At 74.2% G+C, this 16726-nt stretch carries 14 protein-coding genes; 5 read left to right on the forward strand and 9 right to left on the reverse strand.

Going from position 1 to position 16726, the window contains the following annotated elements:
• Positions 1–18 precede the first annotated feature (18 nt).
• From ACGH7X_RS06345 to ACGH7X_RS06380, 8 genes are all read right to left on the reverse strand, one after another.
• Complete coding sequence (locus tag ACGH7X_RS06345) at positions 19–1341, reverse strand: NAD(P)/FAD-dependent oxidoreductase (RefSeq protein ID WP_399882459.1); 1323 nt, start codon at positions 1339–1341, stop codon at positions 19–21.
• Positions 1338–1904 carry a flavin reductase family protein gene (locus ACGH7X_RS06350; protein WP_399882460.1) on the reverse strand — a complete coding sequence of 189 codons (567 nt, stop codon included), beginning with the start codon at positions 1902–1904 and terminating at the stop codon, positions 1338–1340. Before ACGH7X_RS06350 ends, ACGH7X_RS06345 begins: the two co-directional genes overlap by 4 nt.
• Positions 1876–2343: an aromatase/cyclase gene (locus ACGH7X_RS06355; RefSeq protein ID WP_399882462.1), complete on the reverse strand. Its 468-nt coding sequence runs from the start codon at positions 2341–2343 to the stop codon at positions 1876–1878. Before ACGH7X_RS06355 ends, ACGH7X_RS06350 begins: the two co-directional genes overlap by 29 nt.
• Positions 2344–2400: 57 nt before the next feature.
• Complete coding sequence (locus tag ACGH7X_RS06360) at positions 2401–3708, reverse strand: aspartate aminotransferase family protein (RefSeq protein ID WP_399882463.1); 1308 nt, start codon at positions 3706–3708, stop codon at positions 2401–2403.
• On the reverse strand, positions 3708–4835 hold the full coding sequence (locus tag ACGH7X_RS06365; RefSeq protein ID WP_399882465.1) for an SDR family oxidoreductase: 1128 nt from the start codon (positions 4833–4835) through the stop codon (positions 3708–3710). Before ACGH7X_RS06365 ends, ACGH7X_RS06360 begins: the two co-directional genes overlap by 1 nt.
• Positions 4836–5438: 603 nt before the next feature.
• Entirely contained in the window at positions 5439–6572 is a 1134-nt protein-coding gene (locus ACGH7X_RS06370) for an acyl-CoA dehydrogenase (protein WP_399882466.1), read from the reverse strand.
• 100 nt (positions 6573–6672) lie between these two features.
• Entirely contained in the window at positions 6673–7635 is a 963-nt protein-coding gene (locus ACGH7X_RS06375) for a bifunctional lysylphosphatidylglycerol flippase/synthetase MprF (RefSeq protein ID WP_399882468.1), read from the reverse strand.
• Complete coding sequence (locus tag ACGH7X_RS06380; protein ID WP_399882469.1) at positions 7619–8134, reverse strand: hypothetical protein; 516 nt, start codon at positions 8132–8134, stop codon at positions 7619–7621. Before ACGH7X_RS06380 ends, ACGH7X_RS06375 begins: the two co-directional genes overlap by 17 nt.
• A gap of 150 nt (positions 8135–8284) precedes the next feature.
• On the opposite strand from ACGH7X_RS06380, the gene ACGH7X_RS06385 reads away from it, so the two are divergent.
• The 3 genes from ACGH7X_RS06385 (at position 8285) to ACGH7X_RS06395 (ending at position 12975) form a co-directional block, all read left to right on the forward strand.
• Positions 8285–9685, forward strand: coding sequence for a PLP-dependent aminotransferase family protein (locus ACGH7X_RS06385; protein WP_399882471.1), 1401 nt, complete (start codon positions 8285–8287; stop codon positions 9683–9685).
• Positions 9686–9865: 180 nt separating this feature from the next.
• Positions 9866–11452, forward strand: a complete 1587-nt coding sequence (locus ACGH7X_RS06390) for an alkaline phosphatase D family protein (protein ID WP_399882473.1) — start codon at positions 9866–9868, stop codon at positions 11450–11452.
• Between the two features lie 170 nt (positions 11453–11622).
• Positions 11623–12975, forward strand: a complete 1353-nt coding sequence (locus ACGH7X_RS06395) for a GNAT family N-acetyltransferase (RefSeq protein WP_399882475.1) — start codon at positions 11623–11625, stop codon at positions 12973–12975.
• A 198-nt stretch (positions 12976–13173) separates the two neighbouring features.
• Here ACGH7X_RS06395 and ACGH7X_RS06400 read toward each other — a convergent pair whose 3' ends face one another.
• Positions 13174–14397 carry a trans-sulfuration enzyme family protein gene (locus ACGH7X_RS06400; protein WP_399882477.1) on the reverse strand — a complete coding sequence of 408 codons (1224 nt, stop codon included), beginning with the start codon at positions 14395–14397 and terminating at the stop codon, positions 13174–13176.
• Between the two features lie 59 nt (positions 14398–14456).
• On the opposite strand from ACGH7X_RS06400, the gene ACGH7X_RS06405 reads away from it, so the two are divergent.
• On the forward strand, positions 14457–14948 hold the full coding sequence (locus ACGH7X_RS06405; RefSeq protein ID WP_399882479.1) for an Lrp/AsnC family transcriptional regulator: 492 nt from the start codon (positions 14457–14459) through the stop codon (positions 14946–14948).
• A gap of 78 nt (positions 14949–15026) precedes the next feature.
• Positions 15027–16715 (forward strand): DUF885 domain-containing protein, encoded by a 1689-nt coding sequence (locus ACGH7X_RS06410; RefSeq protein ID WP_399882481.1) that lies wholly within the window; start codon positions 15027–15029, stop codon positions 16713–16715.
• Positions 16716–16726 lie beyond the last annotated feature (11 nt).

Raw genomic sequence — 16726 nt, forward strand, 5'->3', positions numbered from 1 at the left:
CCGCGCCGGACCGCCCCGTCAGCACGCGTGCCGCGCGACACGCCCGAGCGTGTCCACGTACCCGCGCAGCAGAAGCCGGCCGGGTCCGCGCAGGGGCAGGCGCGGGGCCCGGGAGCGGTGCCAGGGCAGCGGCTCGCCGGGGTCCGGCTCGCCCAGCAGCGCGGCGGCCACGTGCGCGCCGTGCGCCACGGACAGGGCGAGGCCGTGCCCGCAGCAGCCGCCGATGTACCAGACGTCGGGGAAGCCGGGGACGGGCCCGACCACCGGCAGGTCGTCGCCGGTCATGCCGATCCGGCCGGACCAGCGGTGGCTGACCCGGACCCGGGCGAGGTCGGGGTGCAGGGACCGCAGCCAGCGCTCCAGCCGGCCCCAGGCGCGCTCCCGCAGGGCGTCGAGCCGCGGGGCGCCGAGCCCGGCCGGAACCGTGGCGGTGCCGCCGCCCGCGACCAGGCCCCGGTCCGGGAGCAGTCGGAAGTACGGCGCCAGCGGCACGGCGTCGACGACGGCGTGCCCGGCGCGCCCGCCCAGTGCCTCGTAGGCCGCGGCACCGATCGGCTCGGTGGCGACGGCGTACACCTCCAGCGGGATGATCGTGCCCACCGGCAGGTCCAGTGCCTGTGCGGCGGAGTTGACGGCCAGCACCGCCTGGCCGGCGTAGAGCCGGCCGTGCGGGAGGACCAGTTCGGGGCCGACCAGGTCGCCGGGGCGCAGCGCCAGCAGCGGGCTGCGGCCGTAGAACCGCACGCCCTTGTCCGCGCAGGCGCGGGCCAGCGCGCAGGTCAGGGCGGCCGGGTCGAGGGTGGCGGCCGGGCGGTGCAGCAGCGCCGCGCGGTAGGGCACGCCGACCCGCTCGCGGATGCCGGCCGGGGTGAGCACGGGGACGTCCAGGCCCAGTTCGCGGCAGGCGCGGGCCTGGCGGGCGAGCGCCACCAGGCCCGCGGGTGAACGCGTGGCCATGAGCTGCTCGCCGGGTCGCAGCCCGCAGGGCGCGTCGAGCCGTGCGCTGAGGTCGAGCACGTCCCGCACCGCCTGCTGACTGGCCCGGTGCATCCGGCGTGCCGTCCGGGCGCCGAACCGGCGCACCGCGCGGTCGAGGGCGGGTCCGGCCCGGGGACCCAGCAGGCCGGTGCCCCGGCCGCTGGCTCCGGCGGCCGGTTGCTCGGCGTCCACCACGGCGATGTCGAGCCCGGGGGCGCGTTCCGCGAGGTGGTAGGCGCAGGACAGCCCGGCCAGACCGGCCCCGACGACGGCCACGTCCGCGGTGACCACGCCGTGCAGCTGGGGCTGGGGCGGCAGTTCGGCCGGGCCCCAGTACGGCGTTCCGGCCGGCCGCCGGGTCATCCGGCCGCGTCCGGCACCGGCTCGGTCAGCGAACCGAACCGGCGGTCGTGCCAGAGCAGCGGACGGCCGGGACCCACGTGCACGGCGGCGACCCGGCCGACGACGAGGTGGTGGTCGCCGTAGCGGCGTACGTCCTCGGTGAGGCACACCGACCAGGCGAGCGCGCCCGCCAGCACGGGGACGCCCAGCACCTGCCGGGTGTCCGTCCCCGCGAACCGCTCGGCCGCGCTCGTCGTCGGGGACGCGAACCGGCCCGCCAGCTCCTGCTGTTCCTCGCGCAGCAGGTGCACGGCGAAGGCCCGGCGGGCGCGGACCGCGGCGAGGGTGCGGGAGCCGTCGCGCAGGCAGGCCAGGAGCAGCGGCGGCCGGGCGGAGAGCGAGGTGACGGCGGACACGGTCATGCCGAGCGGGCCGTCCTGGCCGCGGGCGGTCACCACGGCCACACCGGCGGCCAGCTTGGCGTACAGGCCGAGGCAGCGGGCGGCGCCCGGTCCCGGTTCCTCGTGCAGGGGGTCGGCGGTCGCCGCCGCCCGGTCAGCCACGAGCCGCAGCCGCGCGTTCATCGATCACCTCCGCGTCCGCCAGGCCGCGCAGCACCCGGGCGATGTTGGTCCGCACCGTCGACTCGGCCACCGGGTCGAGGATCTCGGCCAGCGAGGGGATGCCCAGGTCGAAGGCGGCCGTGAAGACGACGAGCGTGCCGTCGCCGCGCCCCTCGCAGCGCCAGCTCCCCTCGAAGGTCTGGAAGTCGCCGCTGAGCTGCTCGAAGGCGAGGGAGTACGTCTCGGGCGAGTAGGTGTCGCGTTCCCGCCAGCGCATCAGGCCGCCCCGGAACTCGACGGTCCAGTCCGAGACCGTGGAGCCGTCGGGCAGCGGGGGCTCGACGCGCACCTCGCGGAAGGTGTCGCTGTACTCGGGGTAGCGGCCGAAGTCGCTGATGCGGCGGTAGACGTCGGCGGGTGCCAGGCCGTCGGCGAGGGCGTGCAGGACCACGTGGCGCATGGGTCGTTCGGTTCCTTCCCGGAGGGTTCGCGGGCGCTGGTGTCAGCCGTCCCGGTGTCAGCCGGCCATGCGGCCGGCCGTGCTGTGCAGGGCCTCGGTGAGCGTGGTGAGGAACAGGTCGAGCGCGGTGTCCTCGACCACGGCCGGCGGGGTCAGCCGCAGCACCCGGGTGGAGTTGAGGGAGTGGTTGACGAGAACGCCGCGGGCGATCAGTTCCAGCAGGAGTTCGCCGACCGCCTGTTCCTCGGCGAACTCGATGCCGATCAGCAGTCCCCGGCCGCGCACCTCGCGGACCAGGCCGCCCTCGTAGGGCGCGCACACGGCCCGTACGGCGGTCAGGACGCGCAGGCCGAGCGCGGCGGCCCGGGCCACGGTGTTCTCCTCCTCCATCGCCCGTACGGTGGCGAGGGCGGCGGCGCAGGCGATCGGGGAGGCACCGAAGGTGGAGGTGTGCAGGTAGGGGTCGCGGCTGAAGGGCGCGTACGCCTCGGCGGTGGCGGCCATGGCGGCGATGGGTACGACGCCGCCGCTGAGTCCCTTGCCGGCCAGCAGCACGTCCGGGCGCACCGCCTCGGCGTCGACGCCCCACCAGGTGCCGAGCCGTCCCATGCCGGTCTGGATCTCGTCGACGACGAGCAGGGCGCCGTAGGCGCTGCACAGCGCGCGGACCTGGCTCAGGTAGCCGGGGCGCGGGATGCGGACGCCGCCCTCGCCCTGGACGGGTTCGACGATGACGCAGGCCCGGTCCCGGCGGGCGGCCAGGGCTTGTTCGAGGTCGGCGGGGTCGTCGTAGGCGACCTGGGTGACGTCGGGGAGCAGAGGCTGGAAGGGCGTCTGGTAGGTGGCGTTGGCGGTGACGCTCAGCGCGCCCAGCGTCTTGCCGTGGAAGCCGCGGCGGGTGGTGATCACCGAGCTGCGGCCGTGGGCGCGGGCCAGTTTCAGGGCGGCCTCGGTGGCCTCGGCGCCGGAGTTGACGAAGTGGACGTAGTCGACGCCGGGCGGGGTGTGGGCGGCGAGGGCCTGGGCGGCGCGGGCGGCGACGGGTTCGAGGAAGACGCGGCTGGCCAGCGGGTGGGTGTCGATCTGGCGGTGCACCGCCTCGACGACGGCCGGGTGGCGGTGGCCGAGGATGAACACGCCGTAGCCGCCGAAGTCCAGGAAGCGGCGGCCGTCGTCGGCGTGGATCCAGGCGCCCTCGGAGCGGACCTCGGCCATGCCGCCCATGACCCGGCCCATCACGGCGCGGCCGGAGCCGATGTGCTTGAAGTAGAGGTCGACGAGGTCGGTGGTGGCCTCGCCGGGTTCGGCGGCCTCGGTGGCGCCGGTGGCGTCGGTGGTCTCGGTCGAGGCGGGCGACACGGTCATCACGCCACCTCCGTCGCGCTCGCCGCGGCCGCGTGCGCGCGGTGCCGGCTGAGTACTCCGGGCCGGTCCGCGGCCCAGCTCTCCAGGTTGCGGACGAGCGCGGCGCGCAGGTCGGCGCGGGTGAGGCGGGTGCCGCAGTGCGGGGTGCCGAGGGAGGAGTCGAACGGCAGCTCGCGCTGGAAGACCAGGAGCAGTTCGGCGTAGTGCTGGAACCGCTGCCGCACCGAGGCGGGCAGTGAGGTGCCCTCGAGCATCGGCAGCAGCAGCCGGTGGACTGCCTCGACGGGGATGAGCCGGGGGCGCAGCGGCCGGGGCAGGCCGTGGCGGACGGCGAACTCGGCGCAGGTGTCGGCGATCTCGCTCAGGGCGGGCGCCTGACCGCCCGCGGTGAGCCAGTACTCCCCGCTGCCGACGCCGCCGCGGATCAGGTCGCCGAGGGCCCGGGTGACGTAGTCCTGCGGGATCATGTCGACGCGGGCCTCGGGGGCGCCCGGCAGCACCGGCACCTGGCCGAGGACCATCGCACCGATCGTCTTGGTGAGGCCCTGCTGCCCGGCGATGTGCCCGGTGGACGAGTGGCCCATGACCACGGAGGGGCGCACGATGGCGCCGGGCACGCCCGCGTCGCGCATCAGCTGCTCGGCCCTGCTCTTGGACGCGAGGTAGGCGGCGGCGCCCGGGAAGCGCTCCTGGTCCTCCTCGCTCGGGGTGTTGGCGACGAAGGCGGTGCTCACCAGGTAGAGGGGGGCGTCGGCGCGGGCGGCGAGGTCGAGCATCGTCTCCGCGCCGAGGGTGTTGGTCCGCACGATCTCCTGGGGCGGGGTGCGCCAGTTGGTCTGGGCGGCGGAGTGCAGCACCACGTCGACGCGCAGGGCCAGTTCGTACCAGGCCCCGGCGTCCAGGCCGAGGCGCGGCGCGAGGAGGTCGCCCTCGATCTCGCGCACCCGCGGATCGTGCAGCGGCCTCGTGCGGCGCAGGCAGAGCAGGTCGTAGTCGGGCGCCAGTTCGTCGATCAGGGCCCGTCCGAGGACTCCCGAGCCGCCGGTGAGCAGCAGGGTGGGACGGTCGCGCGCGGTGCTGCGCGGTGGCGCGGGCAGGACGGTGGGGCGTGGGGCGTTTCGCGGCATGGTGGGCTCCCCTCGACGGGTTTCGACTGCCGTGGAACGTGGGGGTGGCGGTCCGGTGACCGACACCGGGGCGGGCCGGACGGCGACCGGCATTGGGACGGGCGGGACGGGCGGGACGGACGACCGGCGTTAGGACGGGCCAGACGGACGACCGGCGTTAGGACGGGCCGGACAGACGACCCGCGATGGGACGGGCCAGACGGACGACCCGCGTTGAGACGGACGGGACGGACGACCCGCGCTGAGACGGGCCGGACAGACGACCGGCAATAGGACGGACCAGACGGACGACCGGCATTGGGACGGGCCGGACAGACGACCCGCGCTGAGACGGGCCAGACGGACGACCCGCGATGGGACGGGCCAGACGGACGACCCGCGTTAGGACGGGCCGGACAGACGACCCGCGTTGAGACGGACGGGACAGACGACCCGCGCTGAGACGGGCCGGACAGACGACCCGCGCTGAGACGGGCCGGACAGACGACCCGCGCTGAGACGGGCCGGACAGACGACCGGCGTTAGGACGGGCCAGACACACGACCCGCGTTGAGGCGGACGGGAGACGACCGGCGTTGAGGTGGGCAGGTGGGCCGGCGCGCGTCAGGCGATGGCGAGCGGGCCGTCGGCCAGGTAGGCGGAGAGCGGACCGGTCATGCGGGAGCGCGACGGCGGGTGCAGGGACAGTCCGTTGGCGCAGGCGGCCAGGTGGCCCACCTCGTCGGAGGTCATGAAGTTCAGTCCGCCGAGCAGTTCGACCGCGCGGGGCACGATGCGGGCGAGGGCGTCCTGGACGCCGTAGCGCACGCACAGCGCCTGGGCGAGGGCCGACTCGTCCAGGTCCCCGGCGTCGACCCGGCGGGCGACGCCCTCGGCGGTGGCCATGGCGGCCTCGGTCTCGACGAAGAGGCGCACGCGCTCGTGCTCGGGGATCCGGTCGTTCAGCAGCACGCGTTCCACCAGGGCGCAGGCGGCACCGAGGTAGCTGCCGGTCATCAGCACCTGGAACCAGACCAGGCCGGCGGTCTGGAGTTCGTCGAGGCGCTCCCCGGAGGTGGTCGCGGTGCGCAGGACGAGTTCCGGCGGCACGAGGACGTCGGTGAGGGTGACCTGTTCGCTCTCGGCGCCGGCCAGGAAGGTGCTGGACCAGAAGCCGCTGACGCTCAGGCCCTCGCTGTCGGCGGGCACGAGGGCGACGGCGAGTTCGTCGCCCTGGCCGTCCTCGCGCGGGATGACGACGCCGGCGGTGAGCACGTCCATGGAGTGGGCGAGGCTGCACGGGCGTTTGACGCCGTTGATGCGGATGCCGTCCGCGGTCGCGGTGGCGGTCATCGACGGGTCCAGGATGCCGGCGCCGCTGCGGCCCTCGGCGAAGCCGGAGGCGATGACGCGGTTGGTCGAGGCGACGCCTTCGATCAGCATCCACTCCAGGCCGTCGCCGAGGCCGCCGAGACCGACCAGGGTGGCCATGGAGAAGTGGTGCATGGTGGTGGCCACGGCCAGGGACGGTGAGCGGCTGCCGATGGCCCGCTGCACGCGCAGCGCGTCCAGCGCGGTGGCGCCGCGCCCCTGGTGCGACTCGGGGACGAGCAGCCCGGGGCCGCCGCTGTCCCGGAAGTGCCGGATGCCGGGGCTGCCGGGCCGCTCCAGCTCCATCAGGGGGATCTCGCGCAGGGCGGGGTCCAGGTCGGGCAGCAGCTTGGCGAGGGTGGTGCGTTCACGCTCGAGGAATCTCATGGGTGTGCGGTCCTCCTGGGTGACTGGGACGGGGGACGGGGGACGGGGGACGGGACGAGACTGCGGTGCGGACGTGGGCGGGCCGTGCGGGCGCCGGTTCTCACACGGCGTTGGTGGCGCGCAGCAGTTGCCACACGGCGCCGGGGCGGGGCCTGCCGCGGAAGGCGATGTACTCCGGGAGGACCGCGTGCGGCGCCCATTTCTGCTTGTACTCGAGCTGGGAGGCCGCGGGGTAGACCGCGTCGCCGTGCTCGGCCAGCAGCCGGGCGAACCGGGTGAACAGGCGGCTGGCACCGGGCAGTTCGTGGCGTGAGTCGAGGCCGGTGAACGGCGTGAACCCGAAGTGCAGCCAGCCGGCCCCGTCGGCGGTCAGCCGCTCCATGACGGTGGCGTTGAGCGCCTCCATCACGCCGGGCGGGGCGTCGGGGCGGCGCCGGCTGAGGTCGTGCAGCATGCCGGGGCGGCTGCCGTAGACCGGCGAGTAGTTGACGTACCCGACCGCCTCGCCGTCGATCCGGCCGACGAACAGGCGGCGGTGCCTCTGGAGGCCGCCGGTGCGCTGGCCGACGAGGAACCGCAGCTCCTTGACGTGCCGGCCCTTCTCCCGCAGCCAGCGCTGGTCGATGTGGTCCAGCTCGGCGCAGTCGTCGCCGTTGAGTACCTCGGCGACCTCCAGGCCGGCCCGCCGGGCGCGCGAGATCTTGTTCCGCAGGCGCACGAACCGTGAGCCGCGCAGCGTGAAGCGGCTCAGGTCGACGGCGTACGACGCCCCGATCTGGTTGACCGTGAACCCGTGCGCCGCGTACAGCTCCGCGTCCGCCCGTTGCAGTTGTACGGCGACCAGGCGGCGTCCGGTGTGGGTGGCGAAGGCGTCCAGCAGCCGCGCGCGGTGCTCGGGTGCCGTGAAGGGGCCGCCGAATTGCAGGACGTAGCGGCCGGAGGTGCGGTAGGCGCAGGCGCCGTCGAACCGGTCGTCGTGGAAGTACGCGTTCCCGCTGTTGAGGGCGAGAAAGGAACTGGGGTTGTCGCTGTGCGCGGCGAGCGTGTCAAGTACGGACGGCATCGGTGTCCTCCACGGAATTCCGCACCGCGCCGCTCGCGGCGGCCTCACCGGAACGCGCCGCCGGTCGATATCGCTGCTCGAACAGCCGGAACGCCGCGTTGGTTTCGGGTTCGAAGGCGACGCCGAAGGGTTTGAGGGAGTTCCCGAAGAGCGCCCGGTCGCCCATGAGGTGGATCGGAAGGGCGAGCAGCGCCCATTCCGGCCGGACGAACAGGGCCCACGCGCCGGCCAGGACACCCGCGGTGACCAGGCTGTGCATCGTGTTGTAGGCCACGTAGTAGCCGCGCGGAACCCGTCTGTCCGGGCGGCGCCGGAAGGCGATCGCGCCGGGAATGTATCCGATGGCGTCGATCACCGTGAACAGCAGCGCGAAAACGCCCCAGCGGATTTCCGCACGGTGCTGGAACGCGAGCACGAGCGATACGGCGAGAAAGCCCAGCCATTCGAGTCGGGAGAGAGCGAAGGTGACCTTCGTCTCGAAACGGTTCTTGGCGTCCACGGGCGCTCCTGGATTGCGCGTACGATTCCGGGGCCCGGCGGCGGCCTGCCCCCTCGCTGTGGTCTGTCACTCCGGTTTACGCACCAGCGGGTCCAACCCCTCGTAAAGTGGGGGCGATTGGGACGACGTGATCCTCGGGGGACTGTTTTCGTGACGTCAGCGTGGGAGTTGTTGCTGCCCGCCGCCTCGGCACCGGCACGCGCGCGTGGCCGTGCCCTCCAGGCGGCGTTGCGGGACGCGGTCCGCTCGGGCCGGCTGGCCCCCGGCACCCGCCTGCCGTCGAGCCGGGACCTCGCGGCCGACCTCGGCGTGTCGCGCGGGCTGGTGACGGAGGCGTACGAGCAGCTGACGGCCGAGGGGTACCTGCGCAGCGGACAGGGTGCGGGGACCTGGGTGGGCGAGGCCGTGCGGGCCGCCCGTCCGCGCGCGCGTGATCTCGCCCCGCGACCGGCCGGTGAGCGGGCCGACTTCGTGCCGGGGACGCCGGACCTGTCGCTCTTCCCCCGTTCGGCGTGGGCCGCGGCGCAGCGGAGCGTGCTGGCGGACCTGCCGCACGAGAGCCTCGGCTACCCCGATCCGCGCGGGCTGCCCCGGCTGCGGACCGCGCTGGCCGAACTGCTCTCGCGGCGCCGGGGCGTGGTGGCCGACCCCGAGCGCATCGTGGTGGTCTCCGGAGTGGCGCAGGCGTCCGCGCTGCTGGCGAGCGTGCTCCACGCGCGCGGGTGGCGCACCGCCGGTGTCGAGGACCCGGGCAGCCCTCAGCACTGCGCCCTGTACGCGTCGGCGGGCGTCGGCACCGTGCCCCTGCCCCTGGACGAAGAGGGGCTCGCCCTCGACCCGCTGCGTACCTCGGGTGTACGGGCCGTCGTGACGACACCGGCCCACCAGTTCCCCACCGGGATCGCCTACTCGGCGCGTCGGCGTGCCGAACTGCTCGACTGGGCCCGGTCCGTGGACGGCCTCGTCCTGGAGGACGACTACGACGGCGACTTCCGATACGACCGTGCCCCCGTGGGCGCGCTCCAGGGGCTCGATCCGGAGCGGGTCGCCTATACGGGGTCGGTCAGCAAGTCCCTGGCTCCGGGGCTGCGGCTGGGCTGGCTGCTGGTGCCCGACTGGCTGGCGGAGGCGGTGGTCGAGCGCAAACGCACCACCGACCTCGGCCACCCTGCCCTCGACCAGGCGCTGTTCGCCCGCTTCGTCGAGCGCGGCGACTACGACCGCCAGCTCCGTGTCTGCCAGCGCGCCTACCGCGAACGCCGCGACGTCCTGGTCGCCGCGCTGGCCGAACACTTCCCGGGCTCACGCGTCACCGGCATCGCCGCCGGCCTCCACGCCATCGCCACGCTCCCCGAGCGGTACGGGCCCGAGGAACGCTTCCTCGCGCGCGTGACGGAGGCGGGCGTCGCGGTGCGCCCGCTTGCGGCGTACGGGCACGGGGCGGCCGACGGGCCGGCGGCGACGAAGGAGGTGCGTCTGGTGCTGGGGTACGCGCACCTGACGCCGGGGCGGATCCGGGCGGGGGTGGGGAGGATGGCGGAGGCGGGGTGACGGCACATGCGGCCGATCACTCGTGTCGTTCGGGTCGCCCATGTCGTTCGAGTCGCCCGTGTCGTTCGGGTTGTTCGGGTTGTTCACCCGCAATTTCCGTGGGCGCCGCGCCGTGCCAGTAGGTCTGGCTCTGCACACTGGCCGTCACCCTGGCCGGATCCCGTCTCTGGAGGCGCATCCATGTCCCCTCGTCCGTTGCCCGGTCGCCGCAGCGTGCTGCGCGGTTCGCTCGCCGCCTCGGCGGCCCTGACCCTGCCCACCACTCTCGGGGCGGCGCCGGCGTTGGCCCGTTCCGGACGGCCGGGGGCCGGCTGGGGGGTGCAGACGGGAGACGTGACCTCCCACTCCGGTCTGGTGTGGGTGCGGTCCGACCGGCCGGCCCGGATGATCGTCGAGACGTCGGCGACCGAGTCGTTCCGCAACCCGCACCGGTGGCACGGTCCACTGCTCGGGCGCGACACCGACTTCACCGGCACCACCCGGCTGCGCGGACTGCCGCCGGGCGAGCAGATCCACTACCGCGTGCTGCTCGCCGACCCGGACGACCCGCGCCGCACCGGCGAACCGGTGTCCGGCACCTTCCGTACGGTGCCGGTCCGGCGGCGCGACGGGGTGCGGTTCGTGTGGTCCGGTGACCTCGCGGGTCAGGGCTGGGGCATCAACCCCGATCTCGGCGGCTACCGCATCTACGACGCCATGGGCGCCCTGGACCCGGACTTCTTCCTGTGCAGCGGCGACAACATCTACGCCGACGGCCCCATCGCGGAGACGGCCGCCCTGCCCGACGGCAGTACCTGGCGGAACATCACGACCGAGGAGAAGTCCAAGGTCGCCGAGACGCTCGCCGAGTTCCGCGGCAACTTCCGCTACAACCTGCTCGACGAGAACCTGAGGCGCTTCAACGCCCGGGTCCCCTCGATCATCCAGTGGGACGACCACGAGGTCCGCAACAACTGGTACCCGGGGCAGACCATCGCGGAGACGGACGCCCGTTACACCGAGAAGAGCGTGGATGTGCTGGCCGGCCGGGCCCGGCGCGCGTTCAGTGAGTACTTCCCGATCTCCATCCTGCGCCCCGGCGCGCGGGAGGGCCGCGTGCACCGGGTGCTGCACCAGGGGCCTCTCCTCGACGTGTTCGTGCTGGACATGCGGACCTACCGCAACGCCAACTCCCCGGGCGACCAGACCGTGGACCCGCAGGGCATCCTGGGCCGCGAGCAGCTGGAGTGGCTCAAGCGGGAGTTGGCGCGTTCGCGTGCGGTGTGGAAGGTGATCGCGGCCGACATGCCGATCGGCCTGGTCGTGCCCGACGCGACTGAGGGCGCCGCCAACATCGAGGCGATCGCGCAGGGCGACCCCGGCGCGCCGCTGGGGCGCGAGCTGCAGATCGCCGAGCTGCTCCGCTTCGTCAAGCACCGGCGGATCACCGGCACGGTGTGGCTGACGGCCGACGTGCACCACACCTCGGCCCAGCACTACCAGCCCTCGCGGGCGGCGTTCACCGACTTCGAGCCGTTCTGGGAGTTCGTGTCCGGGCCGCTCAACTCGGGTGCGTTCCCGGCCAGCGACCTGGACGGCACGTTCGGCCCTGAACGGGTGTTCGTGAAGGCGCCGACCGCCTCGAACGTCTCGCCCGCGGACGGCTACCAGTTCTTCGGCGAGGTCGACATCGACGGCGACAGCGCGGAGTTGACGGTGCGGCTGCGCGAGCAGGACGGCACGGTGCTGTTCACGAAGGTCCTCCGGCCGGGCCGGGTCGGCCAGTAGTCCCGTAGCCTGGGCCGTGCCGCGCATCGGCGTCATCCCCCGGTGCGCGGCGCGGGATTCCGCCGCCGCAAAAGGCAACAAATCTCCCAGAAGCCTTCTTTACCCAGCGGTCACAGAGCGTTCGTGATCACGCAACACCGTTCCTTCACAGTGGATGCATGAGTCGAGACATGTCTGATGTGACGGACGCCGTGGCACGCCTCGTCGAGCACGGCCCCGCGGTGCCCACCATGGTGCTGGCCTCGGTGGCGGCGCTGATCGCCACGGCGCGCTTCCACACCCGGTGGTCACGACGCCACGGCCAGGCGCCGCCGGCGGACGATACCGGCGCCCGGCCGCCGACCGCCGAGCGGCCGGCCGGGTCCGTGGAGACCGGGGCGGCGTCGGCGGTGGCCGCGGCCGCGGTGGATGCCGGGCCCGAGGGCGGTGAGAGCGCGCTGTGGCGGATGCGGACGACGGTGCGGGACGCACCGGGATCGCTGGCCGTGCTGTGCGCGGCCCTGGCCGAACAGCGGATCGACATCCTGAGCCTGCAGACCCACCCGCTGGCCGACGGCACGGTGGACGAGTTCCTGCTCCGGGCCCCGGGTGAGCTGAGCGGCACCGAGCTGGCCGGCGTGGTGACGGCAGCCGGCGGCACCCACACCTGGACCGAGCGGGCGGACGCCCACGACCTGGTCGACGCACCGACCCGGGTGCTGGCCCTGGCCGCCCGTACGGCCCTGGACGCGGCGGAACTGCCGCTGGCGCTCAGGCAGTTGCTGGGAAGGTGCACCATCAAATCGCTGCCCGCGGGCTCGGGCGCGGACGTGAGCGGCGCCGTGCCGCCGGAAGGCACCCTCGAGGACACCGTGCTGCGGCTGCGCGCCCCGGAGGGCGGGGTGATCAGCGTGGAGCGCGCCCATCTGCCGTTCACCCCGGCCGAGTTCGCGCGGGCGCGGGCCCTGGTCGAGCTGGACGCCCGGCTCGGACCGCGGATCCCGCACGGCCTGGACGTGCTGACGCTGCCCGAGGGGAGCGACATCACGGTCCGCCGGGCCGACACCCGGGACGTTCCGGCGGCGAAGGCGATGCACGAACGCTGCTCGGCGCGGACGCTCGGGATGCGGTACCACGGCCCGGTCGGGGACGCCGACCGGTATCTCAACCACCTGCTCAGCCCCCGTTTCGGCCGCACCCTCGCCGTACAGACCGCCTCGGGGCGGATCGTCGGGCTCGGTCACCTGCTGTGGGACGGGGACGAGACGGAGGTCGCGCTGCTCGTCGAGGACGCGTGGCAGCGCCGGGGCATCGGCGGCGAGCTCCTCGGCCGGCTCGTGGCGATGGCGACGGAGACGGGCTGCGAGAGCGTGTACGCACTCACGCAGGCGTCCAACACCGGCATGGTCGCCGCGATGCGCGGCCTGGGCCTCCCCCTCGACTACCAGATCGAGGAGGGGACCCTGGTCGTCACCGCCCGCCTGGACCCGTCGGCCCGCTCCGCGACGCGGCTGCCGCACGGGGAGCGGATCGGCCAGGAGTAGCAACAGGTCAGTGGGGTGAGCGGGCACGGCGGGGCCGCGGGTCTCTCGACCCGCGACCACCCCGGCCCACGGCCACCCCGCCCCGGCCCGCGGCCACCCGGCCCGCGACAGCGGCCCCGCAGCTGGGGCCGCGGGACCTTCGGTCCGCAGTCGGCCCCCGAAACGCGGTCACCCGCTCCGCGGTTACCCGGTCCGCGGTCACCCGGTCCGCGACAGCGCCTCCCGCGGCGGGACCGCTCCGGCCGTCCGCTCCCCCAGCGCCGCGTCCAGGTCGGCCCACAGGTCGTCGACGTCCTCGAGGCCGACCGACAGCCGCAGCAGCCGGTCGCCGACCCCGGCGCCCCTGCGGTCGACGGCGTCCACGATGCGGTGGCTGATGGACGCCGGGTGCTGGATGAGCGTGTCCACGCTGCCGAGGCTGACGGCCGGGGTGATCAGGCGGACGCCGCCGATGACCTCGTGCGGGTCGCCGTGGACCTCGAAGGAGACCATCGCGCCGCCGATGCGCGGATAGTGCACGCGGGCCACCCGCGGGTCGGCGGCGAGGCGACCGGCGAGTTCCGCGGCGTTCGCGGAGGCGGCCCGCACCCGCACGGGCAGGGTGGACAGCCCGCGCAGCAGGAGATAGCCGGCCAGCGGGTGCAGTACGCCGCCCGTCGCGAAGCGGACCTGCCGCAGCCGCCCCGCGAACTCCTCGTCGCAGGCCACCACCCCGGCCAGCACGTCCCCGTGGCCGCCGAGGTACTTGGTGGCGCTGTGCAGCACCAGCCGGGCACCGTGTTCGGCGGGGCGCTGGAGCACGGGTGTGGCGAAGGTGTTGTCCACGAGCAGCGGCACCGATCCGCAGGCGTGGGCGACGGCGCGCAGGTCGACCTCGGCCAGCGTGGGGTTGGCCGGTGACTCCACGAGCACCAGGCCGGTGTCCGGGCGCAGCGCGTCCGCGACGCCCGCGGGGTCGGTCCAGGTGACCTCGGAGCCGAGCAGCCCGGCGGTCAGCAGGTGGTCGCTGCAGCCGTACAGCGGCCGGACGGCGACGACGTGCCGCAGCCCCATCGAGCCGCGGACCAGCAGGACGGCGCTCAGCGCGGCCATGCCGCTGGCGAAGGCGACGGCGGCCTCGGTCCCCTCCAGCCGGGCCAGTGCCGTCTCGAAGCGGGCGACGGTCGGGTTGCCGAGGCGGCCGTAGACGGGCGGGCCCTCCGGCTCGGCGCCGGTGGCGGCGAACGCGTCGATACGGGCGGCCTCACCCCGGCTGTCGTAGGACGGGTAGGTCGTCGACAGGTCGATGGGCGGGGCGTGCAGTCCCTGGCCGGCGAGGTCGTCGCGGCCGGCGTGCACGGCTTCGGTGGCCAGTGCCCTGCCCGTGGGTGCGGAGGTGCGTACGTCGGCGGGTGGTGACGTGTGCGTGCGCGCAGAGTCCATGGCCGAAGGGTGAACACCGGCCGGGCCGGTCCGGTCGTACGCCGTGCTACGTTCGGGCCATGGCCGATTCCGTCGTACTGGATCCGGTGGATCTTCATCTGCTGCGGCTGCTGCAGAACGACGCCCGGACCACTTACCGCGAGCTCGCCGCCCAGGTCGGCGTCGCCCCCTCGACCTGCCTTGACCGGGTGTCCCGGCTGCGGCGGGCCGGGGTGATCCTCGGCCATCGCCTCGAACTGGACCCGGCGAAGCTGGGGCGCGGTCTCCAGGCGCTGCTGTCGGTGCAGGTCCGCCCGCACCGGCGGGAGCTGGTCGGCCCGTTCGTGGACCGGATCCGTGCACTGCCCGAGTCGCGCACCGTCTTCCACCTCACCGGCCCGGACGACTACCTCGTGCACGTCGCGGTCGCGGACATGGCGGATCTGCAACGGCTGGTCCTGGACGAGTTCACGTCCCGGCGGGAGGTGGCCCGCGTGGAGACCCGGCTGATCTTCCAGCGGTGGGAGTGCGGACCGCTGCTGCCGCCGGCCGGGTCCGGGGCCACGCCCTGAGCGAAATCCGGCCGCACGCGCGGCCGGGCCCGGTCCACCGGGCTGACGCGGCACCGGTATCCGTATGAGGATGTCCGCATGTCAGAGACCAAGAGCCCGCTGCCCCGCGAGGTCGCCGACGCCTACGTCGACGACCTCATCGCCCTCGACCCGGTCACCGGTACCTATCTCGGTGTCGCCGAGAGTTCCAGCCGCCTGCCCGACTTCTCGCCCGCCGGGCAGGAGGCCCTCGCGGAGCTGGCCCGGACCACCCTCGCCCGGCTGGACGAGGCGGAACGCCGGCCCGGCGGGGACAGCGACGTGGAGCGGCGCTGCGCGCGGCTGCTGCGCGAGCGCCTGACGGCCGAACTCGCGGTGCACGAGGCCGAGGAGGGCCTGCGCTCGGTCGGCAACATGGGCACCGCCGCCCACTCGGTGCGCGAGGTCTTCACGATCACCCCGACCCAGACGGACGAGGACTGGGCGCGGATCGCCGAGCGGCTGCGCGCGGTGCCGGCGGCGCTGGCGGGCTACCGGGAGTCCCTGGCCCGGGGCCTGGAGCGCGAGCTGTACGCGGCGCCGCGCCCGACCGCCACGTTCGTCGGGCAGCTCGGCGAGTGGGCGGACACCGGCGAGGGCCGCGGCTGGTTCGAGGACTTCGCCGCCGACGGCCCCGAGGCGCTGCGCGCGGAGCTGGACGAGGCAGCGCGGGGCGCGAGTGCCGCCGTGGTGGAACTGCGGGACTGGATGCGCGACGTGTACGCCCCGGCGATCGAGGGCGCCCCGAACACGGTGGGCCGGGAGCGCTACGCCCGCTGGTCGCGCTACTACAACGGCACGGACCTGGACCTGGACGAGGCGTACGCGTACGGCTGGGCCGAGTACCACCGGCTGCTCGCGGAGATGAAGCAGGAGGCGGAGAAGATCCTGCCGGGCGCCGCGACGCCGTGGGTGGCGCTGGCGCACCTGGACGAGCACGGCAAGCACATCGAGGGCGTCGACGAGGTCCGCGACTGGTTGCAGGGCCTGATGGACCAGGCGATCGACCAGCTGGACGGCACGCACTTCGAACTCGCCGAGCGGGTGCGGAAGGTGGAGTCGCGCATTGCCCCGCCCGGCAGCGCGGCGGCGCCCTACTACACCTCGCCCTCGGAGGACTTCTCCCGTCCCGGCCGCACCTGGCTGCCGACGATGGGCCAGACCCGGTTCCCGGTGTACGACCTGGTCTCGACCTGGTACCACGAGGGCGTCCCGGGCCACCACCTCCAGCTCGCCCAGTGGACGCACGTCGCACAGGACCTCTCCCGCTACCAGGCGTCAGTCGGCATGGTCAGCGCCAACGCCGAGGGCTGGGCGCTGTACGCGGAGCGGCTGATGGACGAGCTGGGCTTCCTCACGGACGCCGAGCAGCGCCTCGGCTACCTGGACGCTCAGATGATGCGGGCCGCCCGGGTCATCGTGGACATCGGCATGCACCTGGAGCTGGAGATCCCGGCGGACTCCCCCTTCCACCCGGGTGAGCGCTGGACGCCGAAGCTGGCGCAGGAGTTCTTCGGCGCGCACAGCAGCCGCCCGGCGAACTTCGTGGAGAGCGAGCTGACCCGGTACCTGACGATCCCGGGTCAGGCGATCGGCTACAAGCTCGGTGAGCGGGCGTGGCTGCTGGGCCGGGAGAAGGCCCGCGAGCGGCACGGCGACGCCTTCGACCCGAAGGCCTGGCACATGGCGGCCCTCTCCCAGGGTTCGCTGGGCCTGGACGACCTGGTGGACGAACTGGCGCGGCTGTGACGCCCGCTCAG

Source organism: Streptomyces sp. BBFR51 (assembly GCF_044591655.1).
Lineage (GTDB): Bacteria > Actinomycetota > Actinomycetes > Streptomycetales > Streptomycetaceae > Streptomyces.

Coding starts and splice junctions, on each gene's coding strand:
- ACGH7X_RS06345 (WP_399882459.1), bottom strand. CDS start 1,341: ATGACCCGGCGGCCGGCCGGAACGCCGTACTGGGGCCCGGCCGAACTG.
- ACGH7X_RS06350 (WP_399882460.1), bottom strand. CDS start 1,904: ATGAACGCGCGGCTGCGGCTCGTGGCTGACCGGGCGGCGGCGACCGCC.
- ACGH7X_RS06355 (WP_399882462.1), bottom strand. CDS start 2,343: ATGCGCCACGTGGTCCTGCACGCCCTCGCCGACGGCCTGGCACCCGCC.
- ACGH7X_RS06360 (WP_399882463.1), bottom strand. CDS start 3,708: ATGACCGTGTCGCCCGCCTCGACCGAGACCACCGACGCCACCGGCGCC.
- ACGH7X_RS06365 (WP_399882465.1), bottom strand. CDS start 4,835: ATGCCGCGAAACGCCCCACGCCCCACCGTCCTGCCCGCGCCACCGCGC.
- ACGH7X_RS06370 (WP_399882466.1), bottom strand. CDS start 6,572: ATGAGATTCCTCGAGCGTGAACGCACCACCCTCGCCAAGCTGCTGCCC.
- ACGH7X_RS06375 (WP_399882468.1), bottom strand. CDS start 7,635: ATGCCGTCCGTACTTGACACGCTCGCCGCGCACAGCGACAACCCCAGT.
- ACGH7X_RS06390 (WP_399882473.1), top strand. CDS start 9,866: ATGTCCCCTCGTCCGTTGCCCGGTCGCCGCAGCGTGCTGCGCGGTTCG.
- ACGH7X_RS06395 (WP_399882475.1), top strand. CDS start 11,623: ATGTCTGATGTGACGGACGCCGTGGCACGCCTCGTCGAGCACGGCCCC.
- ACGH7X_RS06400 (WP_399882477.1), bottom strand. CDS start 14,397: ATGGACTCTGCGCGCACGCACACGTCACCACCCGCCGACGTACGCACC.
- ACGH7X_RS06405 (WP_399882479.1), top strand. CDS start 14,457: ATGGCCGATTCCGTCGTACTGGATCCGGTGGATCTTCATCTGCTGCGG.
- ACGH7X_RS06410 (WP_399882481.1), top strand. CDS start 15,027: ATGTCAGAGACCAAGAGCCCGCTGCCCCGCGAGGTCGCCGACGCCTAC.